This window comes from Streptomyces sp. Z423-1, assembly GCF_013009255.1.
Lineage (GTDB): Bacteria > Actinomycetota > Actinomycetes > Streptomycetales > Streptomycetaceae > Streptomyces > Streptomyces gossypiisoli.
This window is the reverse complement of the sequence record NZ_CP053109.1, coordinates 6716916-6733584: the sequence shown is the minus strand read 5'-3', so window position 1 is coordinate 6733584 and position 16669 is coordinate 6716916. Positions and strand designations below refer to the sequence as shown.

At 67.6% G+C, this 16669-nt stretch carries 16 protein-coding genes and 1 pseudogene; 5 read left to right on the top strand and 12 right to left on the bottom strand.

Annotated features, from left to right (window positions below):
* Nucleotides 1-70: 70 nt before the first annotated feature.
* Nucleotides 71-511: a TIGR03618 family F420-dependent PPOX class oxidoreductase gene (locus tag HJD23_RS30195; protein WP_171110817.1), complete on the top strand. Its 441-nt coding sequence runs from the start codon at nucleotides 71-73 to the stop codon at nucleotides 509-511.
* Nucleotides 512-585: 74 nt separating this feature from the next.
* Here HJD23_RS30195 and fxlM read toward each other — a convergent pair whose 3' ends face one another.
* The 12 genes from fxlM to HJD23_RS30135 form a co-directional block, all read right to left on the bottom strand.
* Complete coding sequence (fxlM, locus tag HJD23_RS30190) at nucleotides 586-2925, bottom strand: methyltransferase, FxLD system (RefSeq protein ID WP_171110819.1); 2340 nt, start codon at nucleotides 2923-2925, stop codon at nucleotides 586-588.
* Between the two features lie 159 nt (nucleotides 2926-3084).
* Nucleotides 3085-3570 (bottom strand): DUF6082 family protein, encoded by a 486-nt coding sequence (locus HJD23_RS30185; protein WP_171110821.1) that lies wholly within the window; start codon nucleotides 3568-3570, stop codon nucleotides 3085-3087.
* A gap of 123 nt (nucleotides 3571-3693) precedes the next feature.
* Nucleotides 3694-4746 carry a phosphotransferase gene (locus tag HJD23_RS30180; RefSeq protein ID WP_206326050.1) on the bottom strand — a complete coding sequence of 351 codons (1053 nt, stop codon included), beginning with the start codon at nucleotides 4744-4746 and terminating at the stop codon, nucleotides 3694-3696.
* Nucleotides 4746-5549, bottom strand: a complete 804-nt coding sequence (locus tag HJD23_RS30175) for a class I SAM-dependent methyltransferase (protein ID WP_171110825.1) — start codon at nucleotides 5547-5549, stop codon at nucleotides 4746-4748. Before HJD23_RS30175 ends, HJD23_RS30180 begins: the two co-directional genes overlap by 1 nt.
* The gene (locus HJD23_RS30170; protein WP_171111821.1) at nucleotides 5546-6430 is read right to left on the bottom strand and encodes an aminoglycoside phosphotransferase family protein; all 885 of its coding nucleotides are present in this window, start codon (nucleotides 6428-6430) and stop codon (nucleotides 5546-5548) included. Before HJD23_RS30170 ends, HJD23_RS30175 begins: the two co-directional genes overlap by 4 nt.
* 180 nt (nucleotides 6431-6610) lie before the next feature.
* Entirely contained in the window at nucleotides 6611-7855 is a 1245-nt protein-coding gene (locus HJD23_RS30165) for a cytochrome P450 (protein WP_171110827.1), read from the bottom strand.
* Nucleotides 7856-7867: 12 nt separating this feature from the next.
* Complete coding sequence (locus HJD23_RS30160) at nucleotides 7868-9037, bottom strand: cytochrome P450 (RefSeq protein WP_171111823.1); 1170 nt, start codon at nucleotides 9035-9037, stop codon at nucleotides 7868-7870.
* Nucleotides 9038-9099: 62 nt separating this feature from the next.
* Entirely contained in the window at nucleotides 9100-9702 is a 603-nt protein-coding gene (locus tag HJD23_RS30155) for an ATP/GTP-binding protein (protein ID WP_171110829.1), read from the bottom strand.
* Entirely contained in the window at nucleotides 9680-10021 is a 342-nt protein-coding gene (locus tag HJD23_RS30150) for a DUF742 domain-containing protein (RefSeq protein ID WP_240980857.1), read from the bottom strand. Before HJD23_RS30150 ends, HJD23_RS30155 begins: the two co-directional genes overlap by 23 nt.
* Nucleotides 10018-10449, bottom strand: a complete 432-nt coding sequence (locus HJD23_RS30145; RefSeq protein ID WP_171110831.1) for a roadblock/LC7 domain-containing protein — start codon at nucleotides 10447-10449, stop codon at nucleotides 10018-10020. The genes HJD23_RS30150 and HJD23_RS30145 overlap by 4 nt, the downstream gene beginning before the upstream one ends.
* The gene (locus HJD23_RS30140) at nucleotides 10446-11723 is read right to left on the bottom strand and encodes a sensor histidine kinase (RefSeq protein ID WP_171110833.1); all 1278 of its coding nucleotides are present in this window, start codon (nucleotides 11721-11723) and stop codon (nucleotides 10446-10448) included. The genes HJD23_RS30145 and HJD23_RS30140 overlap by 4 nt, the downstream gene beginning before the upstream one ends.
* A 135-nt stretch (nucleotides 11724-11858) precedes the next feature.
* A complete protein-coding gene (locus HJD23_RS30135) occupies nucleotides 11859-12053 on the bottom strand; it encodes a hypothetical protein (protein ID WP_171110834.1) in 195 nt (64 codons plus the stop codon).
* A gap of 677 nt (nucleotides 12054-12730) precedes the next feature.
* On the opposite strand from HJD23_RS30135, the pseudogene HJD23_RS44220 reads away from it, so the two are divergent.
* The 4 genes and pseudogenes from HJD23_RS44220 to HJD23_RS30120 form a co-directional block, all read left to right on the top strand.
* Nucleotides 12731-13132: pseudogene (locus HJD23_RS44220) on the top strand (helix-turn-helix transcriptional regulator); the annotation flags it as partial.
* A gap of 150 nt (nucleotides 13133-13282) precedes the next feature.
* Nucleotides 13283-14305, top strand: a complete 1023-nt coding sequence (locus HJD23_RS30130) for an XRE family transcriptional regulator (RefSeq protein ID WP_240981031.1) — start codon at nucleotides 13283-13285, stop codon at nucleotides 14303-14305.
* Entirely contained in the window at nucleotides 14302-15030 is a 729-nt protein-coding gene (locus HJD23_RS30125; RefSeq protein WP_171110836.1) for a haloacid dehalogenase-like hydrolase, read from the top strand. The genes HJD23_RS30130 and HJD23_RS30125 overlap by 4 nt, the downstream gene beginning before the upstream one ends.
* Before the next feature lie 226 nt (nucleotides 15031-15256).
* Entirely contained in the window at nucleotides 15257-16615 is a 1359-nt protein-coding gene (locus tag HJD23_RS30120; RefSeq protein ID WP_240980856.1) for a helix-turn-helix transcriptional regulator, read from the top strand.
* The last annotated feature ends 54 nt before the right edge of the window (nucleotides 16616-16669 follow it).

Here is a 16669-nt window from a genome sequence, read left to right as displayed (position 1 = left end):
CACGCATGCACCTGTGCGAGGGGTCACTTTCACGCCAACCTGCACACTGCTCCGCGTTACGCTCCTCGACATGCCTAGCGACATACTCAGCCAGACTCACGAGTACTCAGCGTTCTGGAACGAGTACCATTTGTGCACGCTGACAACTCTTCGTTCCAACGGAAGCCCGCATGTAGTACCCGTCGGCGTGACCCTTGACGCCGACGCGGGAGTCGCCCGGGTTATCACACGCAAATCAAGCAAGAAGGTCGCCAACATTCTGGCGTCCCGTCCGGGCGAAGCCCGCGTGGCCGTCTGCCAGGTCGATGGAGGTCGTTGGGCCACCCTGGAAGGCACGGCCGAAGTGCTGACCGATGCGGCAGCGGTCGAAGCTGCCGTGGCCCGCTACGCGGACCGGTACGGGCGGACGCCGGCTCCTGATCCGGAGCGCGTCGTCATCGAGATCACGATCGACCGGGCCATGGGCCAGGTGAACGTCACCCGGCCCAGGACTGCGAGTGATGCGAACTGACCGCCGACTCCATCGGTCACGATTCACGCGTCGCCGACATCCGTGAACTTCAGGCACATCTGGTTTCGGCGCCGTCAGTTGCCTGCCTCGGAGAGGCGTTGGCCTTTGGAAGCACCGGAAGTGCCCCAGTCGAAGACGAGGCAGCTATGGCCCTTCGTGACTACCTGCGTCATATCGGATGCGGGAAGATCGGCGTCGGCCGCATACACGGTCAGCTTCGGGCCGGCGCTGTCGCGTGCGTCGCGATCCCAGGCGATGACGAGGTCGGCCATCGTCTCGGCGAGTTCGTCGGCGCGAGGGCCGTGGGCATGGATACCGAACTCCCAGAGGTTCGTGCCGGATTCGTCGACCTGTAGTTTGCGGGCCAGGACGCGGGCAAGGGAGTCGTCCCGGACAAGAACAGCAGCGTCCCAGCCCCCGGGGCGGTGGATGATGCCGGTGTCGAGCTCGGGGTCGACCGCAACGCGGGCGAACCCCTCGTCAAGGTGGGTCGCGAGCCAGAGCAGGAGCATGTCGAATGGCACGTTGCCCGGGATGGTGACGCCTGTCCATCGCTCGATGCGGGGCATGTCGAGGGCAGCGTCGAGGCGGCTGGTGTCCGTGGGGATGCCGTCGGCGAAACGTACGGTGATCTCGCCGCCGCGGAGCTGGATGATGTGGTCTTCGCGATACCCGGGGCCCTGAAGGGGGACGAATCCGCACACGATGTACGTGTCCGCGACCAACGCTCCCCCGCGTTTGGTGAAAGGGATGACCCAGGTGTAGCCGTGGATGCGCAGAGGGACTACCAAACGCCCACCTTCTTCAAGGCAGCCGATCCAGGACGGCGAGATGTCGCGGGCCTCGACGGTGACGATCACCGCGTCCACGTTTCCAGGCGCCGCAAGCGCGGTTGGGATGGTCTCGCCGTCGCCGAGGTGGACGATGACCTGGTGGTAACCGGTGTCGTCGAGGAACCGGCGGGCGCGATCGGTGACCCATGGGTCGATGTCGATGCTCAACACGATGCCGTGCGGACCGACGACCTCCTTGGCGAGCGCAGCGTTGTAGCCGCCTGAGCCGACCTCGATCACCGTGTCGCCGAGGCGCAGGTCAGCGTCGCGCAACATGAGTGCCTGCAGCCAGGGTGCCGAAACGCTGCTGGTGGCCGCCCCGCTCGAGGTGCGCTTGGTGACGGGCGCCTTCTCGATGTCGTACGCGTCCTCAAGGGAGACTCCGGGCAGGAAGCAGTGGCGCGGGACGCGCCGGAAGGCGGCGTCGATCGGGCTGCCCGCATCCACCCGGTCGCCCTCGACCAGTTGGTCGGCCATCGCATGCCGCAATCTGGTTGCCTCCGCTGCCTGTTCGACCGGCTCGTGCGCCTTGGTCGAGGTGATCGGGTAACGGTGGACGGGTGGGAGGCCGGTCAGCAGACCAGGCCAGACGGTGTCGATGACGTGCGCACTCGGAGTGAACAGTGGCTGGGCAAGGTGGGGCAGGTCGGCGACCTCGTGCCACTCCCAGCGGCGGATCAAGTGCGGCTCGGTGACGGCTGGTTCACCGCTGTAGGCGGCAACGCGTACGGCGGCCGTCAGGCGCGGGATCCCGTGGGTGGAGTCCATCAGCAGGGCCAGCATTCGCGCACCCGCAGGGTCGGCCTTCAGTGCGGTCTCCTCCTGAAGCTCCCGTACAGCCGCGACGAGGAAGTCCTCGTCGGCGTCGTTCTTGCCGCCGGGCAGCTCCCAGACTCCGCGCTGTGCCGACCAGCCCAGCAGGATCCGCCCCGCCGGATCGGTGACGACGACGCCCGCGCCAGTCAGGGCGTGCGGGGCGGGACGTCCCTTGCCAGCGCACACGACCGGGGCAGGGGCAGGGTGGCGCAGGACGATGAAGGCGAGCCCGTCCACGTCGTGGCGCTCAGCGACCGTCCAGCCTGCGCACAGGAGGTCGATCTCCTCGTCGTCGAGGGCGATGTCGCGCTTGTTGTCAGGCAAAGCGGCGGCGACGGGCGTGATGACGCAGACGGCCCCGCCCCGGCGCAGGTGTTCGCGCAGGCGGTTCATGACGCGGGTGCGGTCGCGGATGAAGGCCCAGCTGAGGCGGAAGACGATCAGGTCGTAGGTGGGATGGGGCAGGCCGTCCAGGCCATCCCGCTCAATGTCGCGCACCTGGTAAGTAACCGTCGAAGCACCGGTGTTGTGGGCTTCGGCGTGGGTGAGTGCGGCAGGAGCGTAGTCGATGGCATCGACGGTGTAGCCGCTTGCGGCGAGGTGGCGGGCGAGCTCGCCTGTCCCGCAGCCGACATCCAAGGCGAGGCCGCCGTCGGGGGCCGCGGCGTGGTGGGCGAGCAGCTGGCGCTCGGCATCGCCGAGAGGCCGGAAGGACTTGCCGCTGGTGTAGTGCGCGTCCCACTCGTCGGGCGTGGTGTATTCCACCGGTATGGCTCCTTGCCTGGTCTATGGGCTTGAGGGGTGGTCAGATGAAGTTCCCAGCGGGTGTGCGCGACGTCCCGGCTGTCCTCGTTTGATGGCCTCCAGGGTGCTTCTGGAGGTCCGAGAGCGCGCGGCCGGCAGCACCAGCAGAGGAACGACGCCCTATGCGAGGTCGTCGGCTTCCCTTTCAGGGAACGCCGACGACAGGACCGTTCCGGTCTCGTCCTGGTACGCGGTGTCCATCAGGACGTGGAATCTGCGAGAGCGCGCGTCGCCCATGCCCCTGGCCCGTTCGTCACGAACCCGGGCCCACCAGTGCTGGCCCTCCGGTGTCGCGAAGACAGCGCGCGCTGCGCTGTCCACTCCGGCACGGGACAGGGCACCAACGCGGTACATCGTCTCCCACACGGAGACCCACGCGTTGCGGTGCAGGTGCAACCGGCGCTCGGCCGAGTCGAGCGGTGCCAGGCTTCCCCACATCACGCGGAGACCGGGCCGTTCCACCTGGGCAGCGAGCAACTGCTGGTGCATACGCGCGGTTTCCAGAACCACCTGATCACGATGGCGCCGTTCGCTGAGGACGACGCGGACGATGCCGGTGGTCGCCAGAGTGAGCAGCGCGGCGGCTGTCACACGGTTGCTGCGCATAGGGGATCCCTTCCCTCCGATATTGGTCGAGGCGTGCGGAAGTAGGCACGGAAAGCACGCCGGACGCGCGCGGGCACCCAGGCCGGCGAGCGCGATTTGACGCGATCGACTTACGGAATCCCGTCACGAGCAGCCCCCGCCCGCTGAAAGGTGGGAGAGCGCGTCGTCGAGTTCGTCGAGATGGTTCACCAGCAGGCGGATCGTCGTCTGCCGCTCCCGCCAGTGCTGCTTCAGATCGGCCTCGGCCGCCGGGGGAAGGCCGTACTCGCTGGTGGTGGCGCCGTAGAGGCTGAACAGCATGTAGAGGAGCGCGATCCGGGCGCAGGACCACACTTCCGCCATGGGAAGGCTCGGGTTCTCGGAGACGTATGCCTCGACCATCGCCAGGGCACATGCGATCCATCCCGAGCTGTTGGCGACGGTGCGTGGGTCGAATGCGGCCCGGCCCAACTCCCATGGCGGCAGGGCACGCGCGCCACGGAAGTCGATGACTCCGGTGACGGCATCGGCCAGGACGACCAGGTTGGTGCGGGTGAGGTCCGCGTGCAGGGCCTGCTCCGCCATCCCGTCCGGCAGCTGCTGACGCAGTCGGTGCACATGCTGGTGCAGATCCTCGCACCGCTGGTCGAGGTCGAGCCGTAGTTGGGCGAGACAGTCATGGCCTCGTCTGCGGGCCGTCGCCAGGACGCCGCCGCACCTCGCCACCGTGTCCTCCACAGTGGCGGTCCGCCAGCGGGACTGCTGTACCTGCTTCGGCATCGGGTAGGCGGCCAACACCCGGTGCATGCGCCCCATCACGACGCCGATGTGTTCCGCGAGGGCAACCGTCATCGCCGTGGTGGGCACCCGGCCGGGCGCCTCATCGATCACCGCCCAGGCGCAGCCCTCCGCAATGGTGACGAGTTCGCCGTCCGCGTCCGGCCAGACGCGCGGGATGGGGATGCGGGCGGCACGGCAGTACTCCGACATGTCCCAGGCGGTTCGTGCGGCATCCACATCCGCCGTAGTCCGATACTCCTTGACGTACAGCCGCAACCCGTCCTCGGTCAGGACCCGCCGGTTGATCGTGTCCGTGCCCATGTGCACCGGCTCGACCAGGTCGACGACGAGCCCGTAACGGTCCTCCAGCACGTCGGCCATCAGCTCCGCGCCTCGGTCTGAGTCGTTCAGGTCCATCACCGGTCCTTGGAATGTGAAGGGCGGTGTGCGATGAGCACGGTGAAGGCGTTCTCTTCCATGAGCAGCCCCTCGTCCGTGAGTGGGGCAAGGGTCTCGGTGAGACGCGTCTCGAAGGCCCGTCGTTTGTCGCCGAACAGGTGCGCTGCCGCGAACGAGGTCGAGTACAGGTAGCCGATGACCTGGGTCGTCGTCCACAGGCGGCGCACGGGGACAACGGCGCTGGACACGTCCGAGAAGGCGGAGTTGCGTAGCACCTCTTCGTACGGAGGGCCCGGCGGTCCGAACAGACCCGCCCCCGCGCGCCGTTCCTCACCGAGGAACTCCTGAACGACACTTCGCGCCGCCTCCTGCCAGGTGCTGCGCGAGGTCCACAAGCTGCGGTCGCTGAACACTGCGACGGCGCCCTCCGGGACAACGTACTCGTTGAGTCGTTCGAGGAAACGGGGCTGGTCAAGCCAGTGGAAGACACGTCCACAGGTCACGAGATGCGGCTTCCATCCGTCCGGGGGTAGGAAGTCCTCGGCAAGGGCATGCCGGATCTGCAGCCGATGGCCCGACGGGAGCATGGGGCGCAGCGCGCCTTCCGCCTCCGTGAGCATCGCCACGTCGGCGTCGACCGCAAAGACGTCGTCGAAGTAGGGCAGGAGGGCGTGGACGACAATCCCGGGTCCGGTTCCGACGTCCAGCAGCCGGCGCGGCGAGGCCTCAGGAGCCTCCTGGTCGAGCAGGACGGCCAGCTCGTCCGGGATTCCTGGACGGAAGCGACGGTAGTAAGAGGCGGTTCCGGAGAAGGTGTTCACGGTCGCCACCCACCCCACACACGGCTGTGGTTCTCCAGGCGGAGGTTCTCCAGCATGGTGTGGGCCTCGTCGACCAGGCCGAGGTCGCGGTGCTCGATCCCCCAGGCCAGGGAGTCGAGCGCGTCCACCGCGGCATACGTCTGGCAGGCGACTCGCTCCTCTTCGGTCAGCGGACGCCCGTATCCGTGGTGGAAGGCGGCGTCGAGGTTGGGCTGGTGGTGCAGGATCCGGTACCGCAGCCGGCTCATGTCCCGGTGGGCGGCAGGTTGCAACTCGGCCCGCTCGAAGTCGATGATCCGCAGCCGTTGCTCGGCCTCGTCCCACATCCAGTTCTTGGGCATGTAGTCGCCGTGCGCCGCCACCCGGGGCAGGCGTGGGGGCGCGTGTTCAGCGAGTGCGCGTACCAAGGCGATGTCGTGCGCCGGCACGTACCGGGCCACTCGCTCCAGCAACTTGGCGACCGTCGCCTCCCAGGCATCCTCATCTGTGTCCGGAGCTGGGTTATCGCCTGCGGCGGCATGAAGCCGGGCGAGGAGTTCGCCGGCCTGCCCGTAGGCCTTGCGCTCCTGCTCCGTCGGCAAGCGGAGCCTGTCGAGGTTGCGCCCCGGCACCGTCGTGACCAGTACGGTGCGCGCCTCGGGGTCTGCGGCGATCAGCTCGGGGGCACGGTCGGAGCCAAGCGAGGGGATCCACTTCTGGTAGGCCTCGACCTCACGCCGGTGCAGCTTCGAGCCCACGTGCTGCTTGGCGAACCACCGCTCGCCCCCGGGTCCTCTGACCTCCCACAGAGAGGGCCTTATGTCACCGGGGCGGGGATGCTCGGCTACCACTGCGTACGTCTCGGTCACCGACTCCACCAACTGGCGGAGTGCGCTAGGCATTTCGGTCACGTCGTGCGCCCTTTCGTTGGCCGAGCATCCAGCCTGGCCGCGTTATGTAGCTGACTAGATACTTTGGGTGTTCACGTGGAGTGGGTAGCTTGCCAGGACCCACTGACATTGGCGGATGAGCTGGTCGTTTCCGCGTCAGGTGCGGTGACGTACCGGCTGACGTGCCCCGGCTCAACCGGTCTGGCCGGTGGGCCGCAGTCGGACGGGCAGTGTGCGGTGCCCGTTGACGAGGAGGCTGGCGACCGGTTCGAGATCCGCGACGGGCACGCCGAGGTCCATTTCCGGGAAACGGTCGAAGAGGGCGGGGAGCGCGGTTCGGGCTTCGGCACGGGCCAGGGGTGCGCCGAGGCAGAAGTGCGCGCCGTGCCCGAAGGCGAGATGCTGTTTGTCCTTCCGCGTGACGTCGAACGTTCCCGCGGTGACGCCGTGCAGGTTCGGATGGCGGCCGGCGGCCCCGTACGAAGCGAGGATGGCCTCGCCCTGGCGGATGACCATGTCCCCTGGGAGAGGGATGTCCTCGACCGCGTACCGAAGGGGCAGGTGGCTGATGGGCGCGGCGTACCGGAGTGTTTCCTCGATCACGTCGTCCCATGACGCGCGCCCTGCGCGGACGTGAGCCAGCTGCTCGGAGTGGGTGAGCAGCGCGGTGACGGCCTGGTCGAGCAGGTTGACCGTGGTTTCGTAGCCAGCGCTGATGACCAGCAGCAGCGTGTCCAGAAGCTCCTGTTCCGAGAGGACGGAGCCGTCGCCCTCGTCGTCGCGGACGTCGATGAGCGCCGAGGTGATGTCCTCGCCGGGCGTGGTCCGCTTCGCGGCGACCAGTTCGGTGAGGATGCCGTACAGGGCCATGGTGTTAGCGGTGGCTTGCTCACTGCTGAGCGTGGTGTCGAAGACTCCGTCGACCACGGTGCGGAACCTGGGCCAGACCTGCTCGGGCAGGCCCATGAGGTCGCCGATGACCCGGATGGGGAGGGGGAACGCCAGGGTCTCCCGCAGGTCGACGACCTCACCGGACTCGGTCCGGGCCATCTCGTCGATAAGACGGCCTGTGATCTGTTCGATGCGCGGCACCATCTCGGCGGTGCGTCGCGCGGTGAACGCCTTACTGACGAGACGCCGCAGTCGTCGGTGGTTTTCCCCGTAGGCCGTGAACATGTTGTCCACGCCGACCCACAGGGCCAGCGGCCACGTCTCGGTGATCTCGCCGCTGATGAAGGCCGGCCAGTGCTTGCTGGCGTCCTTGGACACCCGAGGGTCGTTGAGGAGGCTCTTGAGGATGGCCGGGTCGCTGACCGACCAGGCGGCCACTCCGAGGATGTCCACGAGCGCCGCGGGACCGGCGGCGTGGAGGGCGGTCTCTTCGTTCGAGCGGGCACGGCCAGTGGGGTCGAGTACGAGGGGGAGGGTGAGCTCCATGTTCGGTTCTCCCTAGGTCAGGGTGAGGCGCGGCGATGGGGGGAAGTGGACCGGCAGCGCGGTCAGGGAGCGGTGGAACGGGCCGGGGCGGTAGGTGAGGCGGTCGACAGGGACGGCGAGTTCCATCTCGGGCAGGGCGTCGAGGATCTGCTCGATGGCTACTTGCGCGATCAGGTAGGCCAGGGGCTGGGCGGGGCAGACGTGAGGACCGGCGCTCCATGTGAGATGCGAGCGGTTGCCCGCGCGGTAGTCGGACGCGATGGCCGGGTCGTTGTTGCAGGCCGCCATGCTGATGACGACCGGCTGATGGGCCGGCAGAACCACGCCGTCCACCTCGACGGGGACCGGTGGATAGGAGACGCAGTAGTTGGCCAACGGCGGGTCGACGAAGAGGAGTTCGTCGAGGGCGTCGCGGACGCTGAGGCTCCCGCGCAGGACGTCGCCGGAGAACCGGTCGTCGCTGAGCATCAGCCGCAGGGTGTTGGCGATCAGGTTCGTCTGGGGCTCGATGCCGGCGCCGTAGAGGGTGACCAGCTGGTGCAGCATTTCCAGGTCGTCGAGCTGGGTCGGGTGCATCAGCAGCCCGGTGGCGATGTCCATGCCGGGGTGGCGGCGTTTGAGGTCGACGAGTTCGGTGAGCGCCTGGGCAAGCATGGCGTTGCCTTGCTCGGCGTTCACGCCTTCGAAGATGGCGGCCATCCCCGCTGCGACACGCTGTCCGATCCCGGGTGGGCACCCCAGGATCGCGTTGAGCACCTGGAAGGTCAGGGGGTGCGCGTACTGCGTGAGCAGGTCGGCCTGGCCGGCGACGCAGATCTGGTTGATCAGGGGCAGGGCGGCCTGCTGCACCGTGGAGTGCAGGACGTGCTGGCGCACGTTGTCCAGGGCGTCGACGTTGGCAGTGCGGTAGCGGGTGTGCGCTGCCCCGGCGCTGCGCAGGGCGTTGGGCCGGTACTCCATCATCGGCAGGATCGGGCAGTGGGCCGGGACGGTCTGCTGCCACATCCGAGGGTCGGCCGGGAACCGCTCGGTGTCGTGGAGGATTCGTACCGCCGCGTGGTAGCCGATCACCAGGGTGGCGGGGGCGTCCGGATCGAGGTACACCGGCGCCAGGGATCCGTACCGTTCCCGCATGTACGCATAGGCGGCGTACGGATCGGCCGCGAACTCGGGCGCGTACATCGGGAAGCGGTACTGCTCGGCGTGGGCGGGGCAGCCGGGAGGGGGTGGCGTCGGCGTCCTGTTCACGAGAGGTGCTCCAGTCGGCGGGATCGGTGGAGGTAGTCGACGAGGGCGATCAGCGCGTGGATCGAGGAGGTTTCGTCGCGGGCGTCGCAGGCCGTGAGCACAACGTCGTCCTCAAGGGCGAGGGCCTGCCTGATCTCGTCCAGGGAGTAGCGAGGAGCACCGTCGAACTCGTTGACGGCCACGGCGAAAGGGAGGGCACGTTCTTCGAACAGGCCGAGAACGCCGTCGGCGTCCTCCAACCGACGGGTGTCGACCAGGACCAAGGCGCCCAGCGCGCCGCGGAAGAGGTGCTCCCAGAAGGGAGTGAACCGGTTCTGCCCTGGTGTGCCGAAGAGATACAGAGCCAGATGCGGGCTGAGGGTACGACGACCGAAGTCGAAGGCAACCGTCGTCTCGGTCTTGCCGGACAGTCCCCTGAGGTCGTCTACCCCGACGCTCGCCTGTGTGATCGGCTCCTCGGTGCGCAACGGCCTGATCTCCGAGACGCTTCCGACCAGTGTCGTCTTCCCTGCCCCGAAGTGGCCGGCGACGAGGATCTTCGCCGACCGGGTCACCGTGGTGGGCAGGTAGACGTGCTCAGACGAGAGCACGGAGTCCATCGAGTACTTCCTTCAGAATGTCGATGCTCGGGGCGTCGGCCGGCGCGGGCGTGTCGAGGTGACCGGTGTCGAGGAGGCCGGAGACCACGATGAGCGCCACGGTCGGGGGCAGGTCCAGGAGCGCGGCGATCTCGGCGACCGACAACGGTCCGTCGCAGATGCGCATCACCCGGACCGCCTCGGCGTCGAGGCCCTGCAGCGGTCGGTCCGCGGCGCGCACCAGGGACGTCAGTTCCAGGTCGTCGCGGGACGGAGACGAGCGCCCTCTGGTTCTGACGTACGCCCGGATCATGTCCGGATCGCGCCGCGGACCGCTCACGGCCGAGCGCCGCCTTCGCCGCGCTCGCGCCGCGCCGGACTGGCCAGTTCCTCACCGACGCGTTCAGCCAGTCCGTTCATCCGGTGCGTGACGATCTCGGCGTTCACGAGGTCGGTGGTGGAAACGGCCAGCAGCGTGTTCTCGCCGGCTGTCTTGACGAAGAGGAACCCCTCGTCGAACTCGCTCACCACCTGCCGCAGACCGTTGTCCTTCCCGCCGCAGAAGGGAGCCAGCGCCACGCCGATCGAGTGGAAGCCGCTGGCCGAGGCGGCCACCTTGTCCGCCGTGTCGCGGTCCACCGACTCCGAATAGGCGATGGACATCCCGTCGGCCGCCAGCAGAACGACGAAGCGGACCTCCGGCATGTCCGCCAGCTCGTTCAGCATCCAGCCGAGCCGGTTGTCGGCACCGTTCACCTGCGTCGTCATGAGTCCGAGGACCTCGATTCCTGTGTCCGTGCAGCCGTCTCCCGGCTGCTTCTGCTGCTCTGCTGCCAAGCTCCGATGACGCCCGGACGGCCGGGCGCCGTGCTCACACGCCTCGCCGCCGTGGTCTGCTGCTGTCCGCCCGGGGAGCGGCGGCGCCGGATCTGCAGCCCGTTCTCCGTCACCGCGGACTCAGCGCTCGTTTCGATCTGAGCGGGCTGAGTCGTCGCAGGATCGTCCTGCACGCTGGTGAGCAGCGCCTCGGGAATGAACACCGAGGCGCGCATGCCGCCGTAGCGGTTGGGGCCAGTCAGGACGACCTGAATGCCGTACCGGCGGGCCAGCAGGGCTATCACCGGGAAGCCGACCTTCGGATAGGCCTCCATCGCCAAGATGTCGACCTGGCGGCGGCCCTCCAGGATCTGCCGCGCGCGCTCCAGTTGCTCATCGCTCATGCGCTTGCCGGCGTCGTCGATGAGGAGCGTCACCCCGTGGTGTCCGGGCTGGGTACTCACCTCGACGTACGTCTGCGGCGGCGAGTAGCGGGCGGCGTTGTCCAGCAGGTGGCTCAGGATGAGCCTCACCGGTCCGACCATCCGGCTGATGACGGCCCTGTCGGACGTGTAGGGCTGAACGCGTGTGTAGTCGCGGATGGCCCCCTGTGCCGCGCCCACGACCTCGGTCAGTGTGCTGGCCGGCCACCTCTGCCCGAGCAGTCCCCCACCGAGGACGACGTACGACTGGGCCTGGTGGAGCATCTGCTGTACACCGTGATCGATCCTGGTCAGCGTCGCGAAGACGGCGCTGTCGTGGTGCTGGCGGAAGGCCTGCGCAATCTCGCTGCTCACGTCGATACCCACGCTCACCATGGCCGTGGCGAAGGACTTGACCGCCGCCCGGGCCGCCTCACGGGCCTCGTCCTCGACCTGGCGCCTCGTCGAGACCGCTGTCTCCGTCTGCACTCGTTGCAGATCGGCGACATACCGCTCCCCGAGCACCCGCAGGTCGTTCACGAACCCCGAGTCGGCCAGGCAGTCGGAGACGTCGAACTCCGTCGCAGCGGGCAGCGGCATCTGCACAGAGGAGGCGACGGAGCCCAGGCCCTGGGCGACGAGACCGTGCAGAGCCTGGTCCCGTGCCACGACCTGTTCCTGCCAGTGGGCGGCCTGGGAACGTTGGCTACGGGACAGCCAGGCGAAGTATGCGGCCAGTCCTGCGACGGCGACGACCAGGGCGGCCGAGCCCAGGGACACCGCGACGGCTATCTCGTGACTCATCAGTTCTCTCACGGGGATCGAAGGGGCGGCGACAGCGGGGGAACGACGGGCAGTCGCACGAGGGCGGGCTGACGGCTGCCAGAGGGACGACCGAGCGATGTGGCCCGCGTTGGGTCGCGCGCCGTCGGCGGTCGGCTAGAACTTGATCCCGCTGATCATGTTGGCGAGGCTCGTCACGGCCTGCGAGACGGTCGGCGCGATCGAGGAACTCGCGAGGTAGAAGCCGAACAACGTGCAGACGACCGCATGACCCGCTTTCAGCCCGCCCTTCTTGATCAACAAGAAGGTGACGATCGCCAGGAGAAGGACGGCCGAGATGCTAACCGCCATACGGAACCGCCGAGTTGCGCGCTATGGCGGACCGTGTCACGGAGATCCCGTGAAGGAGGCTGGCGCTGTCGGTGAACACGTGACGACCCTCAGGGGGAAGCAGCCAGACCCCCATGCAGGTCGAGTACGCCGATCCCTGCCTGTCGACCGAGCACACCCACGTTTCCGCACGGCACACGGTCTGCGGAGCGTGCCACCTGTACGCCGTCCCCGGTTCGACGGGGATGTGAACGAGGGAGTGCTTGATACAGCAGAGAACCGGTCCAGCAGGAAGCCCTCGCTCGCGAACGCACTCCACCGCTCGCAGTCCCGACAGCAGCCCCGCCTGCACGACGTCGGCAGCGCCGAGCTGCCGAAGCAGACTCATCCCGAGCTGAAGCCTCCACGGCAGTGCGGTCTGCCTCGGGTCCGGTGACGTCGAACCCGCCAGCAGGGGACGGTAACAAGACGGGGACTCGCCGTACCCGGGCACGGCACGTAAAGCCGACGGCTGGGCGTCAAGCAGATCAGAGGCGGCTTCGAGCCGGCCTGGAGAGGCAATCACCGGGATCTCCCGTACGTCAGAACGCACTGACTGGGTCGTGGTCCAGGCGACTTCTGTCACCAGGACGCTCACTGATCCCCAAGACTGTTCACTGAAAGGTGATTACGCACATTCCGAGGGTGATATCACTTAGGTGATTCCGGTTCCGACAAGGGCCTGTCGGCCGCGCGCTCGGCCAGGGGAGGAAAGGGTGTTACAGCCGACGCAGCGACGTTGTGATCGATGCGGCTGCTCCCTGAGCCAGTACAACACGGACACGCTGTGCTCCGCCTGCGCTCGCTCACGAACATGGGAGGCGAGCATCCCCACCGTTCCGGAGCACGTCTGGTTCGACCAGGACGTCCGAAACGCCCTTTCTACATGGGACTTTGGACGAGCCAGCCGTCTTATTCGGCTCCGCGGCGGTCTCCGCCAAGAGGACATAGCCCAACTCACGGGCCTGAGTCAGGCATTCCTGTCCATGTTGGAATCAGGCAGCCGCCGCCTTACGAACATCGACAAAATCGTCGAATTCCTCACGGGCCTTGCCGTACCCGCCGAGCTGCTCCCGCTGCCCATCCCCCGGGCGCCTCTCCCGGCCCGGCAGGAACCCCTGGCGCAGTTCGCCGGCGACGCCGATCCGACCCTGCCGTGGACCACGGCCCGTATGGTGGCAGCACTGGATACTGCGGTAGGAGGGAGCGCAATGAAACGCCGACGATTCCTCACCGCCAGCGGCGTGGCACTCACCGCCTTCGTCAACCAGTGGGACCACGCGGAAGCCGAGCCTCTCCAACACGCCGCCGAGGGAAGCCAGCTCACTCTGGAGCTACTAGACAGCCTCCAGCGCACCACCGACGGCCTGCGGACCATGGACGCCAGCAGCGGCAGCGGCCCCCTGACCGAACTGGGCAACACGCACCTTAAGTTCCTCAGACACCTCGTGGACCACACTTCCTACGACATGGCCACGGGACGGCGGCTCGCGGCGATCATCGCCGACACGGCGACCCAAACGGGGTGGTTCGCCTTCGACTCCGGCGAACGCGAGCAGACCCTCGGTTACCTGTACGCCGCTCTGCGCGCTGCAAAAGCCTCCGGAGACATCCGGCTCGGAGCCGGGGCTCTCTCGTACATCGCCATCCACGCCTACTCCACCGAGGCACCACATCACGCAGTCACCGCAGCACAGACAGCACGGGAGAAGGTCAGGAAGCTCGGCACACCCGCTCTCGAAGCCATGCTGCTCACTCGACAGGCCCGCGGGCACGCGAAACTCGGCGAGCGGCAGGCCGCACTCGCCGCACTCGGACGCGCCTCGGAACTCTGCGCCCAAGGCCGCTCGGAACACGATCCGGAGTGGCTGTACTGGATCAACGAGGGCGAGATCCACGGACAGACCGGCAGCTGCCATCTCGACCTCGGTGATCCCCGGAGCGCGGTTGCCAGCTTCACCAAGGCACGCGAGGCCCTCAACCCCGGTGACCACCGGACCAGGGGTCTGTTCCTCTCTCGTGCCGCGACCGCCCACTTCGCCAACGGCGATCTCGAAGCCGGATCCGTCACGGCGCACGAAGCTCTCGACCTCGCTGACCAACTCCAGTCCGCCCGCCTGAACGACCACATCGACGTCATGCTCGGCCACCTCCGACCGGTGATCCACAGCCCGTACGCTCAAGACGTACTGGAACGAGCCGCCGGCGCGGCGGGAACAGGGAGCCGAACTTGACGGAGACCCCGAGGGTCCTTGTGCTGTGGGACATCGACCGCACGTTGGTGTATGTCGGCGACATCGACCGGCAGGTCTATCGCGAAACCTTCGCGGAAATCGTCGGGCGCCCCGCAGAACGCCTACCGGCACGGGGAACCGGCGTGACCATGCCCCTCGCCATCCGGTCCCTGCTCCTGGACAATGGCGTCCCGGAACCGGACGTCCCCCACCTGGTGCCGCGCATGGTGGAACTTCTGCCCAACCGTCTTGCGGCACACTCGAACGATCTGCGCGAGCAGGGCGTCCTCATGCCCGGCGCCGTCGCAGCCCTGGAGGCAGTCCACGCGCAGCCGAACCTCGTGCCCACTGTCGTCACGGGAAACCTCAAGCCCAACGCGGTCCTGAAACTGGAAGCGTTCGACCTCGACAGGTATCTCGACACGGAGATCGGCGGCTATTCCTCGGACGACGACCACCGCCCCGCTCTCGTCGCCGTCGCGCAGAAGCGAGCCCAGGCAGCCAAGTACGGGTCGACCTTCACCCGCTCCAACACCGTCATCATCGGAGACTCCCTCGAAGACGTCCGTACGGGACTCGAAGGAGGCGCTCCGGTGATCGGAGTCGCGTCCGGCAAGACAACCGCCGCCGAACTCGCCTCGGCCGGGGCCGACGTGGTCCTCGACAGCCTCGAGGACGTCCCGCGGCTCCTGAGTGCGATAGCTGCGACGGTCTCCGGCAGCTGAGGCGCGACGGACAGCATCAGGCGTCAACTGCGCGTATTACAGGTGTGATACCGGCCTACTCGCACCCCACGTACCCTGACGTGCGCAGACGAGAAACGGGGGTGCGATGCGACAGCACACTCGCGTGTGTGCAGACTGCGGATGCCGGTTGAGCCAGTACAACGACGAGGACCGGTGCGCCACGTGCGCACGTGGCAGGCGTCTTGGCTCCCGCTTGGAACCCCAGGTGCCGGACACCGTCTGGCGCGATGAGGAAGTCCAAAGGGCCATCGCCGCATGGGACTTCGGCCTCGCCAGTCGCCTCATCCGGGAGCGGGCCAAGCTCCGCCAGGACGACATGGCCGATCTGACCGGGCTGAGCCAGGGCTTCCTGTCCATGCTCGAAGCCGGAACCCGTCGCCTGACGAGCCTCGACAAAGTCGCCAGGTTCCTCAGGGGCATCGAGACGCCTGATGTCCTCCTCCCGCCGCCGTTCCGCGAGCATCACGAGGGTTCGACTCCCGTTCCCCTGCCGCACCGGGGACAATCAGTAACCGACCTTCAGGTTGCGACCTGCGAACGGACCGGGAACCTACATGAACTCGCGGCACAGGCCGCGGCACAGTCGCTGCAGTTCACGGAAGAGGTCACAAGGAGCAACGTAAGCGACGTCGAGCTTGAGGCGCTGGAATCCAAGATTGCCCGCATCGCGACGGACTACGTTCACTCTCCTCTGTACCCGCTCTTCCACGACCTGTTGTCCACGCGAGACCGGCTCTTCTCGCTCCTGAGCGGCCACCAGCCGCCGGGACAAACCCGCGAGTTGTACGTTCTCGCCGGCACGAGCTGCCTGCTCCTCGCTCACGCGTCGCAGAACCTCGGCGACCAGGACTCGGCGATCGCCCAGCTCCAGACGGCCTGGACGTTAGCCGATCACGCCGACCACAACGATCTCCGGGCCTGGGTCAAGGGCACAGCCGCGCTGATCGCGGAATGGTCGACTCACAGGTTCACAGCCCTGGAGTACACGCAGCAGGCGATTCGGCACGCTCCCGACGGCGAGACGCGGATCAGGACGGCAGCCATCGAGGCCAGGGCAGCGGCACGTATCGGGGACCGGGACACCGCACTGGCCGCACTCCAGGAACTCGAACGTGCCCGTGAGCAACACACAGACCCTGACGGACTCACGCGTTTCGGAGGGCTGCTCACCTTCCCGGAAGCCAAGCAGGAGTACTACATCGGCGGGACCTACACCCTGCTGGGCGAACACGAACTGGCCGAGCACCACGCCGCCACAGCGATCGAGCTGTACGCGACAGGCCCGGCGGAGCAGCGTTCGTACGGTGACGAGGCCCTGGCACGCCTCGACATCGTCACCGCGCGTATTTCGGCCGGCGAGATCGAGGGAGTCGGCGAACAGCTCCACCCCATCCTCGAACTGCCGGTGGACCGCCGCATCCGACAGCTCGGCGACGCGGTGCAAGGAGTGGCTAGGCTTCTGGAAGACCCACGGTTCGCCGGAAACCGCGCTGTGCGCGAGCTTGCCGACGCCACCCGCGGCTACCAGGCGATCGATACGAGAGCGAAGGCCCTCACCTCATGACAATGACGGTCTCTCCCGAGTCCGCCGCCCGCATGGCCTGCCGGGCATCAGGCC

What these genes read in the sequence shown, in the direction of transcription:
- HJD23_RS30195 (WP_171110817.1), top strand. Translation starts at nt 71, where the DNA reads ATGCCTAGCGACATACTCAGCCAGACTCACGAGTACTCAGCGTTCTGG.
- HJD23_RS30185 (WP_171110821.1), bottom strand. Translation starts at nt 3,570, where the DNA reads ATGCGCAGCAACCGTGTGACAGCCGCCGCGCTGCTCACTCTGGCGACC.
- HJD23_RS30180 (WP_206326050.1), bottom strand. Translation starts at nt 4,746, where the DNA reads ATGGACCTGAACGACTCAGACCGAGGCGCGGAGCTGATGGCCGACGTG.
- HJD23_RS30170 (WP_171111821.1), bottom strand. Translation starts at nt 6,430, where the DNA reads ATGCCTAGCGCACTCCGCCAGTTGGTGGAGTCGGTGACCGAGACGTAC.
- HJD23_RS30165 (WP_171110827.1), bottom strand. Translation starts at nt 7,855, where the DNA reads ATGGAGCTCACCCTCCCCCTCGTACTCGACCCCACTGGCCGTGCCCGC.
- HJD23_RS30160 (WP_171111823.1), bottom strand. Translation starts at nt 9,037, where the DNA reads ATGTACGCGCCCGAGTTCGCGGCCGATCCGTACGCCGCCTATGCGTAC.
- HJD23_RS30155 (WP_171110829.1), bottom strand. Translation starts at nt 9,702, where the DNA reads ATGGACTCCGTGCTCTCGTCTGAGCACGTCTACCTGCCCACCACGGTG.
- HJD23_RS30145 (WP_171110831.1), bottom strand. Translation starts at nt 10,449, where the DNA reads ATGACGACGCAGGTGAACGGTGCCGACAACCGGCTCGGCTGGATGCTG.
- HJD23_RS30140 (WP_171110833.1), bottom strand. Translation starts at nt 11,723, where the DNA reads ATGAGTCACGAGATAGCCGTCGCGGTGTCCCTGGGCTCGGCCGCCCTG.
- HJD23_RS30135 (WP_171110834.1), bottom strand. Translation starts at nt 12,053, where the DNA reads ATGGCGGTTAGCATCTCGGCCGTCCTTCTCCTGGCGATCGTCACCTTC.
- HJD23_RS30130 (WP_240981031.1), top strand. Translation starts at nt 13,283, where the DNA reads ATGAAACGCCGACGATTCCTCACCGCCAGCGGCGTGGCACTCACCGCC.